The organism is Clostridium sp. N3C (assembly GCF_900095445.1).
In the GTDB taxonomy this organism is placed as follows: domain Bacteria; phylum Bacillota; class Clostridia; order Clostridiales; family Clostridiaceae; genus Clostridium_AU.
The window spans coordinates 1-23,687 of sequence record NZ_FMJL01000053.1; the positions used below are offsets into that span (position 1 = coordinate 1).

A 23,687-nucleotide genomic window follows, 5' to 3' on the forward strand; every position below is an offset into this window, starting at 1 on the left:
GCCAGGTTAAAAAATACTTTACATTCTTAATAGAATGATTAGGACTCACATCGTTGATAGTACCTTATGGTCCATATAACGATGTTATAAGTTTTTTTGGCTCCTTGGTCAAGTGGTTAAGACACCACCCTTTCACGGTGGTAACAGGGGTTCGAGTCCCCTAGGAGTCACTTCAATAAGTAATTAAAGTTTAAATAACTTTTATTATTTTCAATAATTGCTTATGGCCCCTTGGTCAAGCGGTTAAGACACCACCCTCTCACGGTGGTAACAGGGGTTCGAGTCCCCTAGGGGTCACTTTAAAAGTAAAAGTCTAAGTATTAGTTACTTAGACTTTTACTTTTTATTAGTTAAAGTCTAAAGGATACCCAGTTGTATACGAATAATATTTCTATCTATATCATATATATTCAATAGCAGGAATGATATAAGATTGGAGGTAAAGCTATCTTAATAGGAGATACTGATTTATTAAGAAATTATCCTTTATAAAGATAGTTTTAGATGGATGGGTACTGGGGTTTTTTATGAATCTGATTTTGATAGTAATATTATTTCAAAATTAGAGCACTATGCTAATAAGCTTATATTAGCATTGGAAGATATAATAGAAATAATATCTGATTGTGGGGAGGCAAATAGTAGCACCATAAAAAAGGTCAAAGAAAAATATGAAGTAGCTACTAACTATTTATTGGACTTAAAAAGTATTTTGGATTTATATTGTAAGAAATATAAGGATGAAGACTATAATTATTATAAAAAAGAATTAGAAGTATATGATGATGAGTATATAAATGATGCTATAACAGGTTGGATATTAAATGAACCTAGAGAGATAATTATAGACAATATTTTTAGTATTTGTTACAAAGTAAGAGAATTGTTGAGAAAAAGTAACAACAAACAATAGTTATCCACAAAAAGATACAGTGGATTGTGGATAAGGTGGATAACTTCATAGAATTATGTAGAACTAAAGAATATTGAGGGGAAATTAAATGTTAATAGGAAAAAATATAGTAAAAGCTAAATTTATTAAAAGGCCTAATAGGTTTCAGGCCTATGTATTATTAAATGGTGAAGAGTTAATGGTGCATGTACCGAACACTGGTAGGTGTAAAGAAATATTAACCTTTGGATCTACTGTATTACTTAGAGAGGAAAATAATCCTTCTAGAAAAACACCCTATGATTTAATTGCTGGTTATAAAGGCGACACGCTAATAAACATAGATTCTCATGTGCCTAATAAGGTTGTAGAAGAAGCGCTAATTGCTAAAAAAATAGAGGGATTAGAGGAATATGACTTGATTCAAAGGGAAAAAACTTTTGGAAATAGTAGATTCGACTTTAAACTTACTAATACTAGTAATAACAAGGAATACTATTTAGAAATTAAAGGTGTTACCTTAGAGAACGATGGAACAGCTATGTTTCCCGATGCTCCAACAGAGAGAGGTGCAAAGCATCTGAAGGAGCTGGTGGAGGTTGTGAATTCTGGTAAGGGTGCAGGTGTTCTATTTCTAATTGCCATAGATAACATAGAACGTTTTAGACCTAATGATGAAATGGATATGGCCTTTGGAGAAGCTTTAAGATATGCTAGTAGTAATGGAGTGGATGTTTATGCTTATAATAGTATAGTTACGGAGAATTCCATTACTCTTAATAAAAAGATTGAAATAATATTATAATTTATATTAAAGGGATATATTGCTTTAAGAGCAGTATATCCCTTTAATAATATATTATCAATAGCGAGGCACAATATGTTTGTGGTAAAATGGTTATAATAGATGAATTAGTAAGAATAATAGGTAATATGTAGGGGGATATATGAAATATAAGTTTTGTCCAAGATGTGGAAGGCAATTAGTAGAGAAGTATAGTTGGGATGAAGGAGGCGTCCCCTATTGTATCAATGATGACATAATGTTTTTTGATACACCTAAGCCATGCATAATGGTAGCTGTAATAAAAGAAGATAAAATATTACTATTAAAACAAAGCTATATATTTAAAAATTCAAAAGTTCTTATTAGTGGTTATATAAGTAATGGAGAGAGCGCTGAAGAAACAGTAGTAAGAGAAGTTAAAGAAGAAACAGGAATTAGTGTAAAAAATATAAAATATCTTGGTAGTGAATATCTTAAATCTAAAGAAATCATTATGTTTACTTTTATGGCTAGCTATGCTGGTGGCGAAATTAATAAGTCACATGAGGTAGAAGAAGTTGAATGGATACTATTGGAAAATGCCTTAAATGAAATGAAGGAAGATGAAATTGGCAAGAGAGTTGTTAATAAGGTTTTGAGAGAAATTAACAATATCACCTCCGATTAATTGCAAAGAATATGAGCATAATACAAATAGGAGGTGTTTAGCTTGAATTTAAATGTAGGTATAAATTTGGATAAAGAGATGGGTAAACTTGTGAGACGTAAGAGGATGCCGTACCACAATCATAATCACGAACATGAAGGAGAAGGTGTTTATTCAACAATGAATAAATACCAATCTAAAGAAGAAAATAAGGGAATGTTTAAAGGTAAGACTGAGTATTATGTACTAGCTGCTGGAGTTATAGGAGCAGTAGCAGGTTTAGGGTTGGCCACTACGATGGGAATAGGAAATAAAAAGAAGAACTTCCTGTGGTAAGGAAAAAGAGGTTTATCAAAAAAGATTCAGCTTTTGCTGAATCTTTTTTAGATAAAGGTCTTTATATTATAGTCTATACCAATATATCTTTCTTGGTAAAATTCAAATGAGCAATAATATAAGGTATCATTGTCCACCCTAACAATATTATTATTGCAAAAGCTGGTGAAGGCAAGGAACTTAAGGTTGAATACTTTACCTCACCAGTTAAAATAGAGGTTGTATTACCATAGGTCATAAACAGGAAGGGTAATATAGGTTTTACATTACTGATAACGCTTAAAATTTGAATGGCTATTAAGGATACTATACTAATAGATATAGAGGCTGAACTGCTCTTTACCAATGTAGAAATCATTAGGAAAAAAGAAGTGGCAGCTAATATAAATAATAATTGTAATAATATTGATTTTAAAAGAAAAACAATTGTACTTGTTAAATAAGAGCTATTAAACACAGCTATAGCCTCTTTACCAACAATAGCATTTAGTGTAGTTATCTTATAATCTGTGCCTACTGCTATAGGATATAATGGATCACCAAAACCGAATATAAGCCCCATAACAATAGATGCAATGATTTCTAGACCAATGATAACAATACAGGAGCTAATAAAAGCAGCAATAAATTTAGAAGCTAGAACCTTTCCACGCTTAACTGGTCTTGTAAGTAGCATTTTTAGTGTTGGTGGTGTACATTCTGAAGATACTGCATCAGAAGATATTATTATAACTATAATAGCTGTAAACAGTGAACCTAGAGCAGCTATTAGATATTGAAGCATTTTAAAACCTTTTGCACTGCTATCTGCCATAGGTTTTATATCTTTATTTAATAATTCTTCATATACAAGTATTTTTTTTCTAATAGTTTCTTTTTCACCACTGTTATCAGGCAAAGTATTGAATTCTTCTTGTAAATTATTAATGGAGGTTTGTACATTGTTTTTCCAGTTATGATCATCTTCTGAAGGCATATTTTCTATAACTTGAAGATAAGTTTTAGCTTCATCTAAGTTAGCTTGGATAGCTTTTTTGTCATCTTCTGTTTCTGCTTTTTCTAAATCTTCTTCATAACTTTTAATTAAGCTTTGCTGTAATTCAATTTGATTTTTTTTAGTATAGTATGTGCTCCATATGCCCATAATTAAACACATTAATGCACATAATATACCAAAAACTATTGAAGATATTAATATCTTTTTCCTTAACAACAATTTCTTAAATTCATTTTTTATTAATCCCATCATTACTTGTCCCCTCCTTCAACAATTTCCAAGTATCTATCTTCAAGATCCTGCTTTTTCTTGTATATTTCTTCTACTGGGATCTTGTGATTTGCAAGCTCAAAAACAAGTTGAGGAGTTAAGCCATTTTCTATTTCAATTTCAAATAGATTATCTTTTAAAATACAATTTTGTATAAATGATAGGTTTTTCAGAACTATTGAACATTTTTCTTGTTCAGTGGTGCATAATACTATAGTATTTATATTGCTTTTTGGATCATCTTCAGATGGTATTATGCTTTCAATAGCTTGTATTTCTCCATTATTTATGTAAGCTACTCTATCACAGAGTTGTTGAACCTCGGAAAGCATATGAGAAGAAACGAAAACACCTATATTTCTTTCTTTAGCTAGCTTTTTTATTAGGTTTCTAAATTCGATTATTCCAGATGGATCTAGACCGTTAGTAGGTTCGTCTAGTATCAAAAGTTTAGGATTACATAGGAGAGCTTGGGCTAAACCTAACCGTTGCTTCATACCTAAAGAATACTTTTTTACCTTATCCTTTATTCTGTCTTTAAGTCCAACAAATTCAACTATTTCATCTATGTCCTTTTGGGTGATATTTTTATTTATTCTTGCTAGCTGGCGAAGATTTTCTAATCCACTCATATATAAATATAATTCAGGGTTTTCCACTACGGCACCAACGTTAAGAAGGGCTTGCTCTCTTTCTGTTTGAATGTCCTTTCCCATAATTTTAATACTTCCCCTATTTGGGTGGATTAGTCCTACAATCATTTTTATAGTAGTGGTTTTACCTGCTCCATTTGGACCAAGGAAACCAAATATTTCACCTTCCTTGACTTGAAGAGAAATATCTTTTACTATTGGTCTATGGCTTAGATATTTAGAGACATTATTTACTTCTAAAACGTACAATTGATAAAACTCCTTTCATAAACAAGGTTTAAATATTGGTATTTGTGATATAATTAACAATATATTAATTATTATACAGTAATAAATTACCTGCTGCAAATGAAAGAGAAGAATTATCAATACGTTTACAAAATAATGGATAACTAAGTATAATTATTATCGTATATATATGAGAAAATAATTATTTCTATATGAAAATATATATATTAATATAAATAAGATTAGAAAGAAGGAATAATGAATGGCAAAGTTTGTGCCTGAAGTAAAAGGAATATTAAGGAGTCATATTATTGAAGTGCCTAACATTATAAGAGAAGCTAGTGGAATAAAGGTATTTGGAAAGAGGTTAAAGTCTTTTATATTTACTACAGATGTTGCTGTTATAAAGAATACTAATGCAGATGCCATCATGTCTGTTTATCCATTTACTCCTCAGCCCTTAATAACTCAAACATTAGTAGAGGCTGCCGATGTACCAGTTTTTTGTGGAGTAGGAGGTGGAACTACTATGGGAAAAAGGGTTGTAAATTTAGCTTTAGATGCTGAATTTAAAGGTGCTATGGGGGTAGTGGTTAATAGTCCTATTTCTAATGAAATTTTGGAATCAGTGAGAGATGCTATTGATATTCCAATAATAGTTACGGTCATATCTGAGTATGAGGATGTAAGGGCTAGAATAAATGCTGGAGCTAGTATATTAAATGTTTCTGCTGCAAAGAACACTCCTGCCTTAGTTAAGAAGATAAGAAAGGAGTTCCCGGAGTTTCCTATAATAGCTACTGGAGGCCCCACTGAGGAGAGCATTGCAGAAACAATAGAAGCCGGTGCTAATGCTATAACCCATACTCCACCTACAGCTGCAAATATTATGGGTGAGCTAATGGATAAGTATAGGGATAGGTATAAGGATGAATACAATTAACAAAAAGTATTATGTATAAATGGGTGATGTTATGAAAGGGGTTATGTACTACTTTAGTGGTACTGGTAATACTAAGTGGGTTGCTGATAAGTTTAAAAGGTATTTCAATAAGTATGGAGTGGATCTTGAAACTATAAATATAGAAAAGATAAGTTTGATAGAAAATCAATATGATTTTTTAATAATTGGAACACCAATATACTTTGATGATAGCCCTAGGATTGTTAATAGGTTTATTGATGATTTACCGGAAACGAATAGCAAAAAGAACTGTATTGTTTTTGCCACTAATACCTGGGGAAATTCAGCTGCCCTTGATCTATTAGGAAGGCGTATGAAGGAAAAGGGATATAATCTTATATCCCAGGTAAATATAATTATGCCATCTAATCTAAACTTTAAGAGCAAAGGAAATGTTTTTAAAGATAGGAATTCTATAAAAATTATGATTAGAGCAGCTAATAAGATTAAAAGAGTAGTTAATGATTTTCTTTTAGAAAGGCCTAATATAGAAAATACTAGTAAGGGAAAAGTATACATAAAGAAGATAAAAGATGTAATTAGTAACTACAAAAAATATAATTTAGTTCAGTATTTTAAATGCACAGATAAATGTGTAAGTTGTGGTATGTGCCTACGAAATTGTCCATGCAGTAACATAACCCTAGATAATGGAAAGGTAGTTTTTCATAGTAACTGTGTTACCTGCATGAGATGCATGTGTATATGTCCTCAAGAAGCGATAACCTTCAAGGGATATAGGCTAGTCAGAAATAAAAAATTAGTAGTAAGGAACTTGAATATAGTATAATAAAAGGTGTAACTTAGTTACACCTTTTATAATGAGATTTGTTCATATAAATATTTAAAATGATGGCTAGATTATAGAATAATAAGGAGGATTAAGATGGCGGTAGGAGGAGACAACTGTAAGCATTGTCCAGAATATCAGGAAAAGAAATGTGATGGAAAGGTAGAGAACTGTTTATGTAGAAGATGTCCAAGAAACCTAGGTAGTTGTCTCTTGTTGAGATACTGTAGAGAGACTGAATCTGCACTGATTTAAAATAATTTTGTAACCTCCTAGTGCTATAAGATTAAGCCTAGGGGGTTTTTTATAATATAATCTGCTACCAATGGGAATAATAAAGCTCAGAAATTATATAAAGTTTAATCAAAGTTAGCTGAATATTTATGGATCAATGGAGGGCATAGCAATGATATCAGAAGAGTTAAAAGGTATGGTAGCAGAGAATTGTCCTGAATATGAGCCTCACTTTAGTTTTAAATTGCTTAGTAATTCTGCAGTTTTTTCAAGTTGTGAAAGCTGCAAGCATTGGGAAAAAGGAAAGTGTAGCATGGATTATTTTCATAGTATTACAGAAGTTTTAAATAGAAATTAGTATAAATAAGAAGATATATTGGGGAGAATTAGGAATAAGTATAAGAATTATTTTCAGAAAAATGAAGCATTACTAAATAAAAAATTCAAAACTAGAAAGGAATTATAGCTAAATAAATGAAATAAAAAAATCATGGACAATAGATAAAAAATGTTTACCAGTAACGGACACATTTGAAATTGAGGAAAAATATCGATGTAAAAATCAAAAAACTATTAGGTAAAGTTTTGACAACCATATAAAATTAGTAGTATAATTGTTTATGAAATTTTAATAAATTGCAGGATTGTTTAAATGAACTTGTAGATGCAAAGTATAGTGAAGGAATTTTACTATAATAAATACCTTTACATAGCAACAATAAATAAATGGGGGGGCTATTAATGTATAGAGTATTAGTAACAGATGGTATGGAGGCAAGCGCCATCGAAAAATTGAAGGGGCTAGGTTATGAGGTAGTAGAGCAATTTTATGAGCCAGAGGCTCTTGGGGAAGCTTTACAGCAGTTTGATGCAGTAGTAGTAAGATCAGCTACCAAAATAAGAAAGCCAATTATAGACAAGGCTTTAGAAAATCCAAGATTGAAGCTTATTATAAGAGGTGGAGTTGGGGTAGATAATATCGATGTAGATTATGCTACAGAAATGGGAATTAAGGTTACCAATACACCAAATGCTAGTAGTGCATCTGTTGCAGAATTAGCTCTTGCACACATGTTTGCTTTAGCTAGATTTGTTAATACAGCTAACGTAACCATGAGAGAAGGTAAATGGGAAAAGAAAAAGTATGAAGGAATCGAAATTGCAGGTAAGACTTTGGGCCTTATTGGTTTTGGAAGAATTGCTAAGGAATTAGCTAAGAAAGCTAGTGCCCTTGGTATGAATGTAGTTTATTATGATATAATAGGTAAGGCTGAAGGCTTTGATGAATTTGAGTACTGCGAATTTGAAGAGGTTTTAAAGAAAGCAGATTTCTTATCCTTGCACATTCCATTAGATAAAAATAAGGGAGCTATTATTGGTAAGGAAGAAATTGCTCTTATGAAAGATGGAGCATATCTTATAAATTGTGCTAGAGGTGGAGTTGTTTGCGAAGAGGCTCTATTAGAAGCTTTGAATAGCGGAAAACTAGCTGGCGCAGGTATAGATGTATTTGTAGAAGAACCTACTAAGAACGAAGCTTTAGTAAATCATAGAAATGTATCAGTAACTCCTCATATAGGAGCACAAACCGTTGAAGCTCAAAAGAGAATTGGTGAGGAAATAGTTAGTATTATAGATGAATTTTTTAAATAAATAATCAAGAGTTTAAGCGCATTGTTCTATATAAGATTCCTTACGGAATTTTATGTAGGGCAATGCGATATATATTATTTGAGTATATTTCCAAGGAAATAATTTAAGAATTACTTGTATTCTAATTAATAAACTGAGGTGAAAAGATAAATGGCAATAATTAGACCTTTTAAGGCAGTGAGACCTGTTCCAGAATTAGCGGATAAAGTAGCAGCTCTTCCTTATGATGTTATGAATACAGAAGAGGCTAGAGAAATGGTTAAAGGCAATCCTTATTCCTTTCTTCATGTGGATAGGGCAGAAATTGATTTAGACCCATCTGTAAATATATATGATAAAGTTGTTTATGAAAAAGCTAGGAAAAATCTTTATGGCATGATTGATAAGAAGATTTTTATAAGAGATGAAAATCCCTATTTATATATATATAGACAGATAATGAATGGAAGAGCTCAGACTGGTATAGTTGCATGTACTTCAATAGATGATTATAGAAATAATGTAATAAAGAAGCATGAGCATACAAGAGCAGATAAGGAACAGGATAGAATAAACCACGTAGATTATTGTAATGCAAATACTGGTCCAATCTTTTTGACCTATAGAAGTCGTGATGAAATTAATAAAATTATAGACAAATATACTGCAAAGGAAGCTCTTTATAATTTTGTTGCAGAGGATAAAGTTACTCATATAGTTTGGAAAATAGATAAGGAAGAGGATATAAAAGCCTTAGTTCATTATTTTCAAGGGGTAAAAAGCCTATATATAGCAGATGGACACCATAGAGCAGCCTCGGCAGTTAAAGTAGGAATGATGAGAAGAGGGCAGAATCCAAACTACACTGGAGAAGAGGAATTTAATTATTTCTTATCCGTTATATTCCCGGACAAGGATCTTCAAATTATGGATTATAACAGGGTGGTTAAGGATTTAAATGGTCTGTCTAAAGATGAATATATGCTTAAGGTTTCTGAAAAATTTCATGTAAGTGTCTATGAAGGAGAAGGAGCCTATAAGCCAGATCAAAAACACAGCTTCGGTATGTATTTAGAAGGAAAGTGGTATAAGCTTCTTGCAAAAGAAGGTACTTATGATTCTGATGACCCTGTTGCAAGATTGGATGTATCCATATTGCAAAATAATCTCCTTAAGCCTATTTTAGGAATAGAGGATCCGCGTACAAGCAATCGAATCGATTTTGTAGGAGGAATTAGAGGGCTAAAGGAATTAGAAAGAAGAGCCAATAAGGATATGAAGTTAGCGTTTTCCATGTATCCTACCACCATAGCTGATTTGATGGCAATTTCTGATGCATGTCAGGTAATGCCTCCTAAGTCTACTTGGTTTGAGCCAAAGCTTAGAAGTGGTTTGTTTATACATGAGTTATAATAATATCCTTATGCGGGGTGTATATTAAGAAAAATAGATAAGGGGAAGGCTTTTTAAGTTTCCCCATTATCTTTCTCATCATAATCAGTATTTTCCTCATCGATATTATCTTCATCTAAGTCATCTTCAAAACTAAATTCAGACTCATTATTGGTAAAGGGAAAGAGAGACTTCTGTAATTCATTAAGAAAGTCTTCTGCACTTTCAAGTTTTGGGGGCATATTTTCTTTTGGTTCAATTTCAGATTCTTCTGTATCTACATCTTCTGGATCTTCATCTGAATATCTTCTATGAGATTTTTTTGATTTATATTCAATATCAAGCATGTAGAAAATAAAGCTGTAAATTTTTCTTCCCTCAATCAACTCAAAATAAGCGTCTAATATATAGACATCAACCTTGCCTATATCATTTACTCCGTCCGGCAATTCTAGGTATGTGTTATAAGGAAGGTATAGTTCTGCTTGAATAGTTTTTTTTGATCTACCTTCAGGTACGTAAGTTATTTTAAGCTTTTTTAAGCCGTCTAAAACTATTGTACTACCCTTAGGACTCTTTATAATTCTGTGATTTTTTATATCTACACTGATGCTTATATGAGTTAGCTCCTTTATTCTAGGACGGTTACCAGGTATAAATATATAGTCAATATCAGAATGCTGTAACAGTTCTCCCTTTACCCTTTTTGGCAGATCTTTTTCCTGAGTAATACCTGTTACGCTTATAAAATTACGCAGCATTTTTCTAACCTCTTATGAAGTATTTCTCATTATATATATTATTTTTACAGGGGCATTATTCATATAGCTACTGACTTATGCCGAACAAATATAAAGTAAATGTCATATTTTATATTATGGTTTATCTCTAGTATTTTTTAGCAGTATGTATTAGGAGGAAATATAATGAGTTTGCCAATAGATAAATATTTGGCTATCACAAAGGAAGAGGAGGTCAAAAGCAATAAAAGAAGAGTAAGGGTAGTAGTTAAAGATTGGCACGGTTATTTTGCAGAGAAGGCCTTGGTAAAGGTATATGTAGAAAAAGAGGATAAATCATTACATCTTTTAGGAGAAGGGTATACAAATAGTAAAGGAGAAATTATCATCAATGGTCTTAGTAAGAATAAGAGTTACAAGCTAGAGGTTATATATAAGGGAGTAAGGGAAAATAAGTTTATAGAAGCTAGAAATGTAATTGAAGATGAATACTTTGAAGATTATGGATATGATGAAGTTGATGAAGAGGAATAAGTGATTGAAAATGCACAATTAAAATGAAAAGGCTTTTTCGCAGCTTTGCTGTAGAAAAAGCCTAAATTTGAATTTTGCAAATTCAGTCTTGTTCAGTTTCACCAGTCCTTGTAAGATTAAAGCTATCCAATATATTTAGAAATTGACGAACTCTATGGGCCGTTGAATGGTTAGAATGAACCATTTTATAGCCTTCTTCAGCAATTTTAAGCCGTTCCTCTTCATGAGCTAAATAATATTCTGCCTTTTCCGCAAAATTATTCTCGTCTATATCTACAAAATGAACACCAGGAATAAAGCCTAAGTCTTCTAATTCCTTAGAGGTTGGTGCTAGTAATAGGGTTTTACAGGCTATAACTTCGTAATACTTTATTAAGGGATAGTGAAATATAGAATCGTCAGTTATGAAGATTTTGGACCTGTTTATTTCCTTGGCGTAGCTTTTACCAAAGTAACTGTACTTACTTGTGTTAGTATAACCGGGATGAGGTCTATAAATAAATCCCTTTCTTCCTTTAAAGTAAAGACGCATCTTTTTTCTTAAAGGATATACCTTTGAAATCATGCCCATCATTAGAATGTCATGTCTTTTTTTTAATCCATAATCTTTGAAAATATCAGTATTTACGAAATGTGGTAGCCAATACATATAATCTTTAAACTCTGAATAATCTTTGTAAAAAGCATCTCTATATATTGAAAAAATTTTTGTTACGTTATTTTCTTTAATATAACTTTTTCTTTCCTCCACCCTATAATGTAAGTCGTGCATAATGATACCAAAAGGGATTTTTAAGGAGGAAAGTCCGGTGATTTTTGGAGACCTAGTATGCCTCATATCGTTTATTAGAATAAAATCTGGCTCTAAATGTAGTTCTTCTAAAATCTCATTTATATCACCGGGAGTATACCAAAGAGTTAGATCACAATGCTTGGCTAATTCCTCAGAAAAATACACCGTATTTCTTTCAATGTTGTTGCTAAAGTCTTTGGTAATAAATAAGATCTTATACGGTTTCATTCTCACCACTCACCTTTGTAATTTTCACTATATTATCTATAAAGTCTAGGTGTTTCTTATAGTAAATATTAATAAATTTATTGAATTTATTTTGTAAGTCCCTGTAGTTTAATCTTATATAATTGATTTTTTCTAAAATATTTTCTGCTTTCACTTCATCTGTAAAAATGCATAGTTTAGTTGAATTAATAGAATCGCAAAAGTCGTATCCCTTTAAGCCGTAACTGAGGCAGATGAAAGGTTTTTTATAGGCCATAGAGAGTATATTAGCATGGAGTTTGAAATTAATCGTAAATTTACATTTTTTAATTAAGCTGATGATTTGGTATACATTATAAAGCTTGTCTATGCATTTTACTTTTTTGCCTACAAAGTCACTGGCTAAGTTTTTGCAGGCTTCTATATCCTTTTCCCAAACAGGATATATAACAATCTCATATCCATGGTTTAGGAGTTTGTTTATTACTTTTTTAAGTTCTTCCTTAATAGCTTCCTCACTTTGCCCTAAGATTCTATTAAAGGAAGTGCCCCAGTTTATTAGTACTAATTTATTGCTTGCTTTAATATCAGCGAAGTCTTTAAAGTCTGGTATATTTGGGAAGACTTTGTCAAATATTATTCCAGGGTCACCGATAGTTTCTAACTTATCTAAGTTAATGATATACTTGGTTAGGTTTCCTCTTACACCAGCTGCTTTAGAATAATTTATAATAGTCTTATAATAAGGATTTGAACTAAGAGTAGCATTTTTATTTTTATCAATATAAGAATTTAAAAACTTATCGGCATATTCCCTGATTCTCACATCTATACCACTGCCCCATATAACTAGAGGAATTCCTTCCTGAACAACCTTTAAAGAATATAATACAAAAGGACTTATGGAGGACTCAGAATGTTTGCCTAGTAAAGAACCTCCTCCTAATACAACAAGGTCATAATCTTTTAAATTAATATTTTTTTTAGAAAAAGGGCAATAGTAGTTGACAACAATATCCGATGAAATGTTTGAAATCATTTTTTTAAATACATCAAATAATAAGTCATCTCCAATATTACCGTAACCAATCCAACCTAAATATAATATTTTTTTGCTGTTCACTACTTCAACTCCTTTAAAGGATAAATTTATACATTTATTAAAGACTATATAAGCCTATATATCTGTATGTTATTAGAATATGCTTTTTATAATAGTTAAGTGAATATTCAAAGCTTATTATAAAAAGTGTATAAATATGAGGTGCTTGAGAATATAACTATAAGGGTATTAAATCGGAATGTCTGTAGACATTGGAAGGTATCCAAGAACTGTTTTCAATTCCTTCCTGAGGAGCTACATTACGAGTTGCTGTATAGGTAGTTACCCCTTCAACTAAGCCTAAATATTGGACTTCATATAAAATAGAGAAGGCATTAGTATTGCTTGGTGCTAAATTGTAAACTGATATTATGGTAGACTTAGGAGCTATTACTATATTTTCATCGTTACCGTTTGTCGGTTGTATCTTTTGAACTATTCCTCGATTTTGAAACACTGGTTTATAGTCAGGTGCTTGGCTAACGTAATAATAAGTGAGTACATTAATTGTCACAATCTGATCCTTAGCTGTATTATTATTTACTATGGCAATCAAGCTTTTTGTACTTCTATCTGCTGCAACAATTCCAGTAGTATAATTTTGAACATTATTATTTTTTATTTCCTCTATAACAGTTGAGAAATTGAGTAAATTGCTTTCAATAGCAGCTATCTTAGATTCAATTGCTTTTAAGCCATAAGAGGAGTTCAGAGTTACACTTTCAATAGCCTGGACCTCTTTTTTTATTTCACATAGTCCAAAGAAGGGGTCTTTCAGCAAGTCTAAAATATCCTGTTCTGTTCTATCCATAAGGTATTCCTCCGATATCCTTTATTTTTTTACATACTGTAACCATTAATATTCTCCATAGTATTTATAATATGATTGCTTTACTGATAGGTGATTGCTAGTATTTATAACTTGGATTCAAGTGATTTTGAATAATGTAAAAGATCCAGCGGTGCTGAATCTTTTTTAATTAAATATTTTCTTTTATAATATTTTACCTTTGAAAGCAATTATTTTGCTGCAGTTATCTCATGTCCTAAAGTGTTAACAGCATCTTCAATTGCAGCATTAATTAAAGTTTTTAAATTATCTGTCACTTCTATATTCAGCATTTCCAATACATTAATTACAACCTTATTAGCAACTTCGGCTCTTTCATCTTTCTTAATTTCTCCGGTATGATATAGTTGTTCAGCGTTACCTACAGCTATTTTTGCCCATTTTGCAATAATTTCAAGAATATCTACAACCTTATTATCAGGCATAACTTCGTTTAAAAAGTCTATGGTATAGTTGGCTTTAGTTACTACATTATTTGCAGTAGCAAAGTAGGAGTTTAAGTTTACTCCTTTTTTTCTTAAGAAAGGGACTAGACCAACAACGATAGCTATAACTGCTAAAGCAACGGCGAAAACTATAATATAGGTCAATAATTGACTAGTCATGGAAGTTCCCTCCTATTAGTTTGCTATATTATAGTATATTCTGACAGAAAGAACCTTGACACTTTTTATGTGGAGTAGATTTAAGTAGTTTGTCTGGGATTTTTGTAAAAAGGATATGTATTCAAGAAGAAATTTATTTATATATTAGGAACTAAAATAATTAAAGGAGATTCCTTTTGTTGGAATCTCCTTATTCTTTACTAACTATTGAATATTATTTAGCATTTCTTTTAGGATATGTAGAGAGTTTTCAACGGCTATAGGAACAAATTTATCAAAGTCCATATGAGCTCCAGTGTTAGCATTGTCGGAAATTGAACGTATTACAACAAAGGGGATAGAATTTAAATAGCAAACCTGTGCAATGCTGCAACCTTCCATTTCGCAGGCTAAGGCATCAAATTCAGACTTAAGCCAGCGCACCTTTTCTACATCTGCGATAAACTGGTCACCGGAAACTATTCTTCCCACAAGACTCTTGTGATTTTTAATATTGCTGAAAGCTTTTTTAGCAGCTTCAACTAAAGATTCATCACACTTAAAATCATAGGTATCCATTCTTGGAACTTGACCGATTTTGTCACCGAAAGCGGTAGTATCCATATCATGATGCACTAAATTTGAAGCAATAACTACATCGCCAGGCACTAGATCTTCACCAATTCCTCCTGCTACACCTACATTTATAATTTTGTCTACTTTAAAGTCGTCTATTAAAATTTGAGTACAAACAGCAGCATTAACCTTACCAATACCACAGGTTACTACTACAACATTTTTATCCCAGAGTTTGCCTTGAAAAAACTCCATTCTAGCCTTGTTTAATTTAGTTTCTATGATCATTTCATCCTTGAGCTTTCTTACTTCTTCTTCCATAGCGCCTATAATACCAATAATCATAATTTACCTCCAAAATTATCTTAATATAGTATTATAAAAATACAGAAATGAGAAATTAATGTCAAGAGAAAAAGATAAAATATACATAAATTAAAATTAATGTTATAATATAGTATATATATAACTATATAAGAACATTTTAAATAAAAGGAAAGGATAGAACTTTTATGGATTATATAAAAAAGGGAGTTTTTGGGCTTATTAAATTTATAAGTCTTGTATTACTTGTTATAATGTTCTCATTTGGATTATTCTTAATTTATCAGCAAATAGAGTTACTTATATTTGGTAGAGGAGATTATTTACTTTTTATAGTTAATAGAGTGGTTTTTTTACCAGTAGCTATTATAATTTATGTTATCCAATTTGAATATTTAAAAATGAAAGAGAAGATCAAAAGTAATAAAAATAACGATGAAGAGGAAAGACATAAGATTTTAGTATTGAGAAAAGTGGGAAAGATAGCATTAACTATAATAATTATTGCAATTATGTATATTGGAATGACAAGCTATTCAATTTTATATGAGGATAGTATTAAAGTAGCTTCAGCTAAAAATCCTTGGGGAGTTATGTATAAGTATAGTGATATAAGCAAAGTTAAGGTTGCAGTAAATAAAGAACTTAACGGAACTTATAGTATTTCTTATAAAGTTACCTTTAATAATGGTGATAGCGCAGAACTATATCGTGGATTTATGTATAAAGAAAAAGAGGGAACGCATGAGGAAATATTATCAAAATTAGATAAAGAATTAAAAGCTCAAGGTGTTGAAAAGGAGATAAATAATCAAAATTTCAAGACTGATGAAATAGCCAAGTATTTTGGAAGTGATGCTGAAAAGTTGTTTAATTAGACAATATAAAATTAAGAATGGCTGAATTTTGTGAAATTGTTTTTGACAGGGGTCTTAATAATTTAGAAACTATAGTTAAATTAATAGTTACCATCATATTGGTACTAGCATTGCTTTTTGGGTATAGTATTATTCAGTTAAAGATATTTGCAAGGGTAGATTATTTATTTTTTGTTGCTAGTAGCCTAAGTTTTTTACCGATATTTGCTGTGATTTTAGCCACTGAATATATATATGACAGTATACAAGAGAAAGACTTACAAGATTATAAGACTAAGCCTTCTAGAAGAAGAAAAATTGTTAAGACAATAGGTCTTATTGCATTTATAGGAGTGATATATTTAGGGATTACTAATTATTCAATTGTTTATAAGTATGGTATTAAAGTAGCTTCACCTATAAGTCCAGCCGGTGTTGTGTATAAATATAGTGATATAAGTAAAGTAAAGGTTATGGTAAAGAGAACCTTTGACTTTTCTTATGTTGTATCTTATAAAGTTATATTTAGTAATGGTGATAGTGCAGAATTAAACCATGGAGGTCTGGTTGAAAGTAAAGAGGAAAATCATGAGGACATATTATTAAAGTTAGATCAACAATTAAAGGAGCTTGGTGTTGAAAAGGAAGTGAATAAGAAAAATTTTGACAAATTTGCTAGTGGATTAGATAAGGATTTTGTAAGTAAGATGGAAAAGTTATTTGATTAGCATCTTCTTAATGAAATTGTTGAAAATTTATCTTAATAATGATATTGTGTATACATGAAAAATCAATTAATTGGAGGTTACTATGGCAAAGGTAGAAAGTTTTTCTTTAGATCATACAAAGGTTAAAGCTCCTTATGTTAGAAAAGCTGGTTTATATACAGGACCTAATGGCGATCAGGTGTCAAAGTTTGATTTAAGATTTATGCAGCCTAACAAAGAATTCATGAATACTGCAGGAATGCATGCACTAGAACATTTAATGGCTACTTATATGAGAGATTACTTAGATGATATCATAGATTTATCACCAATGGGATGCAGAACAGGCTTTTACTTAACTGTATGGGGTGACCGTGATGTGAATGATATAATTGGTGCTTTAGAAAAGACCTTAAAGGATGTAGTTAAGTCTACAGAGGTTCCTGCTACTACAGAGGTAGCATGCGGAAACTGCAAAGATCATTCCTTAGAGGAAGCTATAAGCTATGCTAATAAGGTTTTAGTTCAAGGTATAAGTGATAAAGTATTTGGATAAGCAGAAAGTGCAAAAGAAAAGATTTTATAGTGTAAAAGGAGAGATATAAATGGCTCAGCACGCACTGTCGAGAACGGAGCTTTTGATAGGTAAGGAAGCTTTGGATAAGCTTAAGTCTAGCAAGGTAGTTGTATTTGGAATAGGCGGTGTAGGCAGTTTTACTGTAGAGGCTCTAGTAAGAGCTGGATTAGGAAAATTAGTTTTAGTAGATGATGATACTGTATGTCTCACAAATATAAATAGGCAGATACATGCTACTTTTAAAACTATAAGTAAAAGTAAAGTTGAAGTTATGAAGGAAAGGGTACTTCAAATAAATCCAAAATGCGAAGTTACAACCTTTGAAACCTTCGTAAAGGAAGATAATATTAGCGAAATAATTTCAGAGGATACTGACTACGTGGTAGATGCTATTGATACAGTATCTTCAAAGCTTTCATTGGTAGTATGGTGTAAACAGCATAACATTCCAATTATAAGCTGCATGGGCACAGGAAATAAGTTAGATCCAACACAATTTAGAATTGCGGATATATATAAGACAAAAGTATGTCCTTTATGTAAGGTTATGAGATATGAGCTTAGAAAAAGAGGCGTAGATAGCCTCAAGGTTCTATACTCCGAGGAAGAGCCTAGAAAGCCCAAGGAGGATGAGGTTATAACCTGTAAAACCGGTTGCGTATGCACCGGCGGTACTAAAAAGTGTACAATCCGAAGACAGATTCCAGGAAGCATATCCTTCGTTCCACCGGTGGCAGGTATGATAATTGGTGGAGAAGTAGTTAAAGATATAATTGGTATTAGATAATATTTAAATTAAAGGATGCAAGGCTATTCAGTTTTGCACCCTTTTAATTTATCAATTTCTGCTTTTTTGATGTCTGTTATAGTTTTGTATAGGAAGATAATTAATTTTTCTATTATTTCTGTTTTCTTTTTATCCATGTCGGTATCATTGATGCAAGCTAGTTTTAAAGTAGCCAACCATTTATTAAATTTGATTTCATGCCAATCATCAAAGGTTTTGGTACAATCCGATGGAATTCCTTCCTTTTGCCAACGGTCTCTGATTCTAAGTCTTGTTGCACTTATTAAGGTTGATAGCCTAAAAAATAATATTTCACTGTTATTAGAATATATTTTATTAAAGTCTATATCAATATGATTAACCAGTGAAGTCCATTCCTCAAACTTGATTTCAAGTAAGTGCCTAAAGTTTTTATCTTCTATAATTGGAAGAACTACGTTAAGCATATCGTTAATCTCTTCAATATAATCTTTATTATGGGTTGAAGATAAAACTAAATTTGAAATTGGAGTGTTTGAAACTTGTTTTAGAATAAAGTCTGCAATTCCTTTAGGCAATGGTACATCAAGAAGCACTAGGTTTTTTAGGGAACTGGTGACTTCAATAATTATCAAGGTACTGGTAATTATATTAGTTAATATGGTTGTTGAATATAAAGAAGAAATTCCAATTTCAACAAGTCGTATAACTAGAACTAACAAGGAGTAGAAGAGGATTTTTTTTAGACCTCTTTTAAGTCCTTTCATGCTAAATTTTTTCATTTTGATAGCATAAAGAGTACCGGTGAGAGTATCTAGTATAATCATTAATACAAGTATAATTAATTCTGTTTTGAAAGAAGAAATGATTGAGAGAAATATACCCATAATAATCTTATTTTGCAAATTATCCGTTGAAAGTTTCATTAGATTATTCATAAATAGCCACCCAATAGAATCTCCTCCCTGGTACAATATATTTAATAAATTGACTTTTTGCTACAAATTTTATAACAAAAAACTAAGGTAAGTTTTTACCACTTCCCTTATCATTAATTATATTGATCCATATCAATTTCCTTTATGTATTGGTATAAAGAAGGATACACGTTTAACTGAGACATTAAATTCACATATTCATCCATAGCAGTAGGATTTTCCTTACCAGTTCTTACAGCTCTAATCATCAGATTTTTTGGAGTTTCAAGAGGAGATATGTACTCTACAACGGATACATCATAACCTTTAGCTTCCAGCATCAAAGCTCTCATACCATCGGTAAGTATATCTGCCATTCTGGCTTTTAATATTCCGTGCTTTATTATGCCCTTGAAAGGTTCATAGCTGTATTGATTTAAAAGTTCCCTTTGGCAACAAGGTACTGCAATTATAACTTGGGACTTTAATCTTACACCAAAGGCAAGGGCCATGTCTGTAGCGGTATTACAAGCATGGAGAGAAATTACAATGTGAATCTTTTTATTAGTTTTAAAATCCTTAATGTCCATGGCGTGAAATTCCATATTTCTGTAGCCTAGATTATCTGCCATTTTCTTTGAAGCTTCAATAACTGTAGGGGAATAATCTATACCAATAAAGTGACACTTTTTCTTCTTTACTTCTGTTAAATAATAATTTAGTACAAATGTAAGATAAGATTTACCACAACCACAATCTATAACATTTATTGTTTCATCAGAAGGTAATTTATCTATTATTCCTTCAAGCAGTTCTACATAGTGATCTATTTGATTATACTTTCTTATTTTGTCATTCTTTATTTTTCCTTCCTTGCTCATTATTCCAATCTCTTTTAATAGAGCATCTGCTTTACCAGGTTTGATATAATAATCTCTATTTAATAGGCTGGAAGTCTCAGCTATATGAGTATTATTGGATGAAGCTTTTGTATTTTCATCTTCACTATCTTTAACATCGGTGGTAGTCATCTTTACGTTTTTATTATCAGCAGATATTAAAAGATTCGTTCCTCTTTCTCTATAAAGCAAGGATAGGCAGTCGTATTGGGCACAGTCATCGGCTATTTTTTTGCAGAGTTCTTTTATTTCTAGTAATTCTGTCTTCCCTCCAAAATTATAGCTTATTTTTTCGTTATTATAGTGACCGGTACCTTTAAACTCTTTTAACCCTGCAGTATATGTTACATAAATACCTTTAAAGATATCTTTATTTTCACTGAATCGGCTTTCTAGACCCATAAGAAAGAGTTTAACTTTATTTATACTTTGTTTGTTCATTGAACTTTTACCTCCTTCCCCTAGGAAAATGTGGTATATGTATAATACCGAAGTTTTCTAGGGTGTTCCATATAAGTTTATTTAAATTGTATTACAGATGTAAATTCGTTAATATAAGGTATACCTTTTGAGTTTAGCAGATCAACGGTAGTTACTGCAACTTGATAAACGGATTGAAATTTAATTGTGCCGTTACTATTGATACCATAGCCTAAAAAGGCGTGGATCATATAATGTTTATCTCCAACTTTACCGAGGTACATCATAGTATGGTCTGGCATAAAGAACAGAGCTCCAGGCTTTAAGTTTTCCAGGATTTTAATTCGCTCATTATAAGATTGACCAGAGGTAAATTTTATAAAGTTATTAGAGCTAATTTCCTGCTCATCTGTATTCCTTGGAAGATAGATTCCAAAGGTTCTATAAACTGAAGAGGTAAAACTAGAACAGTCGCGTCCGGAGAATTTATCTCCCCAATCATAGGGATATCCTTGAAACTTAAAGGCTTCTGTAATTACATTATATGCAGTGTAGGGCAGATAACCTAAATGTACATCTATAGTATTTGCTATCTTTTTTTCTATAAACTCTAGCTTTCCTTCACTATTTTTTATAGGTAGCTTTACTAAGTAGTCAGAGGAAGCATTACTTTTCTCTGCAAGAGGTATTTTAGAACCCATCATAAATTCAAATTCTAGATTATCATAATTAAGCTTTAGGTTAGCAGCAGTTACTATAATAAATTTATTGCTATTCATGTAATTTATAACGGTATCCTTATTTTCTGATATAGCAACGTCACTACTTTTAATCCAACCTCTGTAATTATAGGATTGAACAAAGTACCAATCCTTATCTGTGCTTTCATGAAGAATTATTACTATCTCACAAGGATTTATGCCTGTTTCTTGAAATCTATCTAGAGTTTGGTTTGAACTGCTACTATAAACAGATACATCCGTGGGAAAGCTTCTTATAGAAGACTTTTTAACTGTAATGCCCCAACCTACTTTATTATCCTCTTTAATAGAAGATTTATTTGTGTTTTCACTTATACTATTATAAAAATCTTTAGTTAATGAAGCACCTTTATAATCATACATAGTTTTATTAGGGAGCTTGTACTCATTTATCATAGCAAGTAAGTGTGAACCTTTTATAGAGTCTGGATATTTAGATAAATCATAAACGGTATCCACATTATCTACTATATAGCTATTAACTTTATCTATCTGATCCTTGGTAAGTAATATTTCATTATCATCATAGATGCTTGTCCAATAACTAGAGGTAATTTGTTCCTTGTTAACATTAGGAGTTAGAATTCCTTGACCGTCTTGAACAGAGGTCTTAAAAGCTTCTTTGTTCATGTTATCCTCTGTTTCTATCTTCTCTTTTTCATTATCATCTCTTTTGCTGTTTTGAGATTCTTCTTTAATAGAATTATTTGCAATATTATCTTCTTTGCTTACATTTACATAAACTGAAACTCTATTTTTTATGTTTATACATAAGGCTACTACTATTATTAGCATAACTATAATGCTCAATAATAAGGTGATGAGTTTATGGGAAAAAGTCTTTTTAATAATAAGCACCTCCTAAATTTACTATATGTAAATTATAATATTTTCAAAGCTTATACTCAATGGAAGTATAAAGAACTAACTAAGGATAGAAAAATTATATTTCTTGAATAAAATCTTTAATAGTAATATGATTTTATATGTAGTAGTTGTTGTGAATATTTTATGCGGAAGGCTTAGGAGAGATGGAAAATGATAAACAAAATAGCATTTATTGAAAATGTAGCAGGTAAGAATGATCAATATATAATTAAAGATTCCACTGGGATAACTGCAGGGAGGATCTTTTTAGTAGATTACCAGGCTGAGTACCGCAGCTGTATATTTAGAATTAACTATTACAGAAAAAATGATAGTTTAATACTTAAGGAAGCTCTGAGAATTTTTATTGAAAAAATATTTCATTGTACTAATGCTCATAAGGTAAATATATTAATTGATGAAGAAAACGATATATTACCTTTTACTAATTTGGGATTTACTTTGGAAGGAATTTTAGATGAGAATATAGTTTTCAACGGCAATTATAAAACGGAACTTTTATTTGGAATTACTGATTTAGATTTTGAAAGATTTCATAAGTCAAATGTATTAAAGCTAAAAGGACTAAATATTGAATTGAAAATTCTAACCCCTGAAGATGCTGAAGCTATGCTGGATTACTATGTAAGAAATAGGGAATTTCTAGAGGCTTTTGAACCTAGCAGGGAAAAATCCTTCTATACCTTAGAAGTGCAGAAAAGAATTTTAATAGAAAGCTACAGCCAATATATAAATGGAACAGATTTAACTTTTGGAATATTTAAAGATAACAGGATTATAGGCAGGATAAAATTAAGCAATATAATCATGGGGGTTTTTAGAAGCTGTAATATAGGGTATTCCTTAGACAAAGATTATGAAGGTAGAGGGTATATGAAAGAGGCTGTAAGACTGGTGATAAAGTATGCTTTTAATGAAATTGACTTGCATCGAATAGAAGCATCTACTTTATTAGACAATATAAAATCCCAAAGAGTTTTACTGTCCAATGGATTTAAGGAGCTAGGAATAAATAAAGAATATTTGCTTATAAATGGAGCTTGGAGAGACCATAAAACTTTTTATATTATAAATAATAAATGATTTTTAAAATTTTTTGATAAAAAATTATTGACATAAGTTTTTTACCGTGATATTATAAACAAGTCGCTTAGGTAACTAATTAATAACAAGCGATAAGAAATAAAAAAAGTATTGACACGTTAAAAAAAACGTGTTAATATATAAAAGCTGTCAGGTGACAGTAAAGATTTTTAAATCTTGGTCTTTGAAAATTGAACAGAGATTAAATGATAATTCTTTACAGAATAAATCATGGTCAGCGATTTCTTTGACAGGTAAAAACCTGTGAAATAAATAAAGCG

27 protein-coding genes and 2 tRNA genes are annotated in these 23,687 nt (G+C 31.1%); 18 read left to right on the forward strand and 11 right to left on the reverse strand.

The window, feature by feature from the left end:
* The first annotated feature begins 98 nt into the window (after positions 1-98).
* The 6 genes from N3C_RS12465 (at position 99) to N3C_RS12490 (ending at position 2,661) form a co-directional block, all read left to right on the forward strand.
* Positions 99-170, forward strand: a tRNA-Glu gene (locus N3C_RS12465).
* A 55-nt stretch (positions 171-225) separates the two neighbouring features.
* Positions 226-297 (forward strand) — tRNA-Glu (locus tag N3C_RS12470).
* 211 nt (positions 298-508) lie between these two features.
* The gene (locus N3C_RS12475) at positions 509-913 is read left to right on the forward strand and encodes a hypothetical protein (protein ID WP_074366352.1); all 405 of its coding nucleotides are present in this window, start codon (positions 509-511) and stop codon (positions 911-913) included.
* 88 nt (positions 914-1,001) lie between these two features.
* Positions 1,002-1,697, forward strand: coding sequence for a DNA/RNA nuclease SfsA (sfsA, locus tag N3C_RS12480; protein WP_074366353.1), 696 nt, complete (start codon positions 1,002-1,004; stop codon positions 1,695-1,697).
* 142 nt (positions 1,698-1,839) lie between these two features.
* Positions 1,840-2,346 carry an NAD(+) diphosphatase gene (locus N3C_RS12485; protein ID WP_074366354.1) on the forward strand — a complete coding sequence of 169 codons (507 nt, stop codon included), beginning with the start codon at positions 1,840-1,842 and terminating at the stop codon, positions 2,344-2,346.
* Positions 2,347-2,388: 42 nt separating this feature from the next.
* Complete coding sequence (locus tag N3C_RS12490) at positions 2,389-2,661, forward strand: hypothetical protein (protein ID WP_074366355.1); 273 nt, start codon at positions 2,389-2,391, stop codon at positions 2,659-2,661.
* A gap of 73 nt (positions 2,662-2,734) precedes the next feature.
* Here the strand turns inward: N3C_RS12490 and N3C_RS12495 are convergent, their stop codons facing one another.
* Entirely contained in the window at positions 2,735-3,910 is a 1,176-nt protein-coding gene (locus N3C_RS12495) for an ABC transporter permease subunit (RefSeq protein ID WP_074366356.1), read from the reverse strand.
* On the reverse strand, positions 3,910-4,830 hold the full coding sequence (locus N3C_RS12500) for an ABC transporter ATP-binding protein (RefSeq protein ID WP_074366357.1): 921 nt from the start codon (positions 4,828-4,830) through the stop codon (positions 3,910-3,912). The genes N3C_RS12495 and N3C_RS12500 overlap by 1 nt, the downstream gene beginning before the upstream one ends.
* A 241-nt stretch (positions 4,831-5,071) precedes the next feature.
* On the opposite strand from N3C_RS12500, the gene N3C_RS12505 reads away from it, so the two are divergent.
* From N3C_RS12505 to N3C_RS12525, 6 genes are all read left to right on the forward strand, one after another.
* The gene (locus N3C_RS12505) at positions 5,072-5,752 is read left to right on the forward strand and encodes a beta/alpha barrel domain-containing protein (RefSeq protein ID WP_074366358.1); all 681 of its coding nucleotides are present in this window, start codon (positions 5,072-5,074) and stop codon (positions 5,750-5,752) included.
* A 31-nt stretch (positions 5,753-5,783) separates the two neighbouring features.
* Positions 5,784-6,563 carry an EFR1 family ferrodoxin gene (locus N3C_RS12510; protein ID WP_178377826.1) on the forward strand — a complete coding sequence of 260 codons (780 nt, stop codon included), beginning with the start codon at positions 5,784-5,786 and terminating at the stop codon, positions 6,561-6,563.
* A gap of 96 nt (positions 6,564-6,659) precedes the next feature.
* Positions 6,660-6,818 (forward strand): hypothetical protein, encoded by a 159-nt coding sequence (locus N3C_RS15135; RefSeq protein ID WP_178377827.1) that lies wholly within the window; start codon positions 6,660-6,662, stop codon positions 6,816-6,818.
* 151 nt (positions 6,819-6,969) lie between these two features.
* Entirely contained in the window at positions 6,970-7,155 is a 186-nt protein-coding gene (locus N3C_RS12515; RefSeq protein ID WP_074366360.1) for a hypothetical protein, read from the forward strand.
* 383 nt (positions 7,156-7,538) lie between these two features.
* Positions 7,539-8,450 carry a D-2-hydroxyacid dehydrogenase gene (locus N3C_RS12520; protein WP_074366361.1) on the forward strand — a complete coding sequence of 304 codons (912 nt, stop codon included), beginning with the start codon at positions 7,539-7,541 and terminating at the stop codon, positions 8,448-8,450.
* Positions 8,451-8,600: 150 nt separating this feature from the next.
* Positions 8,601-9,842 carry a DUF1015 domain-containing protein gene (locus tag N3C_RS12525; protein ID WP_074366362.1) on the forward strand — a complete coding sequence of 414 codons (1,242 nt, stop codon included), beginning with the start codon at positions 8,601-8,603 and terminating at the stop codon, positions 9,840-9,842.
* 53 nt (positions 9,843-9,895) lie between these two features.
* On the opposite strand, the gene N3C_RS12530 is transcribed toward N3C_RS12525, so the two are convergent.
* A complete protein-coding gene (locus N3C_RS12530; RefSeq protein WP_074366363.1) occupies positions 9,896-10,582 on the reverse strand; it encodes a hypothetical protein in 687 nt (228 codons plus the stop codon).
* Positions 10,583-10,747: 165 nt separating this feature from the next.
* Between N3C_RS12530 and N3C_RS12535 the strand changes: the two genes are divergently transcribed.
* Complete coding sequence (locus tag N3C_RS12535; protein ID WP_074366364.1) at positions 10,748-11,095, forward strand: hypothetical protein; 348 nt, start codon at positions 10,748-10,750, stop codon at positions 11,093-11,095.
* Between the two features lie 82 nt (positions 11,096-11,177).
* Here N3C_RS12535 and N3C_RS12540 read toward each other — a convergent pair whose 3' ends face one another.
* The 5 genes from N3C_RS12540 to N3C_RS12560 all read right to left on the reverse strand — a co-directional run bounded on the left by N3C_RS12540 (position 11,178) and on the right by N3C_RS12560 (position 15,552).
* Positions 11,178-12,116: a glycosyltransferase gene (locus N3C_RS12540; RefSeq protein WP_074366365.1), complete on the reverse strand. Its 939-nt coding sequence runs from the start codon at positions 12,114-12,116 to the stop codon at positions 11,178-11,180.
* A complete protein-coding gene (locus tag N3C_RS12545) occupies positions 12,103-13,218 on the reverse strand; it encodes a polysaccharide pyruvyl transferase family protein (protein WP_074366366.1) in 1,116 nt (371 codons plus the stop codon). Before N3C_RS12545 ends, N3C_RS12540 begins: the two co-directional genes overlap by 14 nt.
* A gap of 157 nt (positions 13,219-13,375) precedes the next feature.
* On the reverse strand, positions 13,376-14,008 hold the full coding sequence (locus N3C_RS12550; RefSeq protein ID WP_074366367.1) for a hypothetical protein: 633 nt from the start codon (positions 14,006-14,008) through the stop codon (positions 13,376-13,378).
* Positions 14,009-14,217: 209 nt separating this feature from the next.
* On the reverse strand, positions 14,218-14,652 hold the full coding sequence (locus N3C_RS12555; RefSeq protein ID WP_074366368.1) for a phage holin, LLH family: 435 nt from the start codon (positions 14,650-14,652) through the stop codon (positions 14,218-14,220).
* A 204-nt stretch (positions 14,653-14,856) separates the two neighbouring features.
* Positions 14,857-15,552 (reverse strand): 5'-methylthioadenosine/adenosylhomocysteine nucleosidase, encoded by a 696-nt coding sequence (locus N3C_RS12560; RefSeq protein ID WP_074366369.1) that lies wholly within the window; start codon positions 15,550-15,552, stop codon positions 14,857-14,859.
* Between the two features lie 167 nt (positions 15,553-15,719).
* On the opposite strand from N3C_RS12560, the gene N3C_RS12565 reads away from it, so the two are divergent.
* The 4 genes from N3C_RS12565 (at position 15,720) to N3C_RS12580 (ending at position 18,459) form a co-directional block, all read left to right on the forward strand.
* Positions 15,720-16,409: a hypothetical protein gene (locus N3C_RS12565; protein ID WP_074366370.1), complete on the forward strand. Its 690-nt coding sequence runs from the start codon at positions 15,720-15,722 to the stop codon at positions 16,407-16,409.
* 17 nt (positions 16,410-16,426) lie between these two features.
* Positions 16,427-17,116 (forward strand): hypothetical protein, encoded by a 690-nt coding sequence (locus N3C_RS12570; protein WP_074366371.1) that lies wholly within the window; start codon positions 16,427-16,429, stop codon positions 17,114-17,116.
* Positions 17,117-17,198: 82 nt separating this feature from the next.
* The gene (locus N3C_RS12575) at positions 17,199-17,651 is read left to right on the forward strand and encodes an S-ribosylhomocysteine lyase (RefSeq protein WP_074366372.1); all 453 of its coding nucleotides are present in this window, start codon (positions 17,199-17,201) and stop codon (positions 17,649-17,651) included.
* Positions 17,652-17,700: 49 nt separating this feature from the next.
* Positions 17,701-18,459 (forward strand): tRNA threonylcarbamoyladenosine dehydratase, encoded by a 759-nt coding sequence (locus N3C_RS12580; RefSeq protein WP_074366373.1) that lies wholly within the window; start codon positions 17,701-17,703, stop codon positions 18,457-18,459.
* A 23-nt stretch (positions 18,460-18,482) separates the two neighbouring features.
* Here the strand turns inward: N3C_RS12580 and N3C_RS12585 are convergent, their stop codons facing one another.
* The 3 genes from N3C_RS12585 to N3C_RS12595 all read right to left on the reverse strand — a co-directional run bounded on the left by N3C_RS12585 (position 18,483) and on the right by N3C_RS12595 (position 22,245).
* Entirely contained in the window at positions 18,483-19,376 is an 894-nt protein-coding gene (locus N3C_RS12585) for a phage holin family protein (RefSeq protein WP_074366374.1), read from the reverse strand.
* A 113-nt stretch (positions 19,377-19,489) separates the two neighbouring features.
* Positions 19,490-20,695 (reverse strand): class I SAM-dependent methyltransferase, encoded by a 1,206-nt coding sequence (locus N3C_RS12590; RefSeq protein WP_074366375.1) that lies wholly within the window; start codon positions 20,693-20,695, stop codon positions 19,490-19,492.
* Between the two features lie 77 nt (positions 20,696-20,772).
* The gene (locus tag N3C_RS12595) at positions 20,773-22,245 is read right to left on the reverse strand and encodes an SH3 domain-containing protein (protein ID WP_143312678.1); all 1,473 of its coding nucleotides are present in this window, start codon (positions 22,243-22,245) and stop codon (positions 20,773-20,775) included.
* A 228-nt stretch (positions 22,246-22,473) separates the two neighbouring features.
* Here N3C_RS12595 and N3C_RS12600 point away from each other — a divergent pair, with 228 nt between their 5' ends.
* Positions 22,474-23,406 carry a GNAT family N-acetyltransferase gene (locus N3C_RS12600; protein WP_074366376.1) on the forward strand — a complete coding sequence of 311 codons (933 nt, stop codon included), beginning with the start codon at positions 22,474-22,476 and terminating at the stop codon, positions 23,404-23,406.
* Positions 23,407-23,687 lie beyond the last annotated feature (281 nt).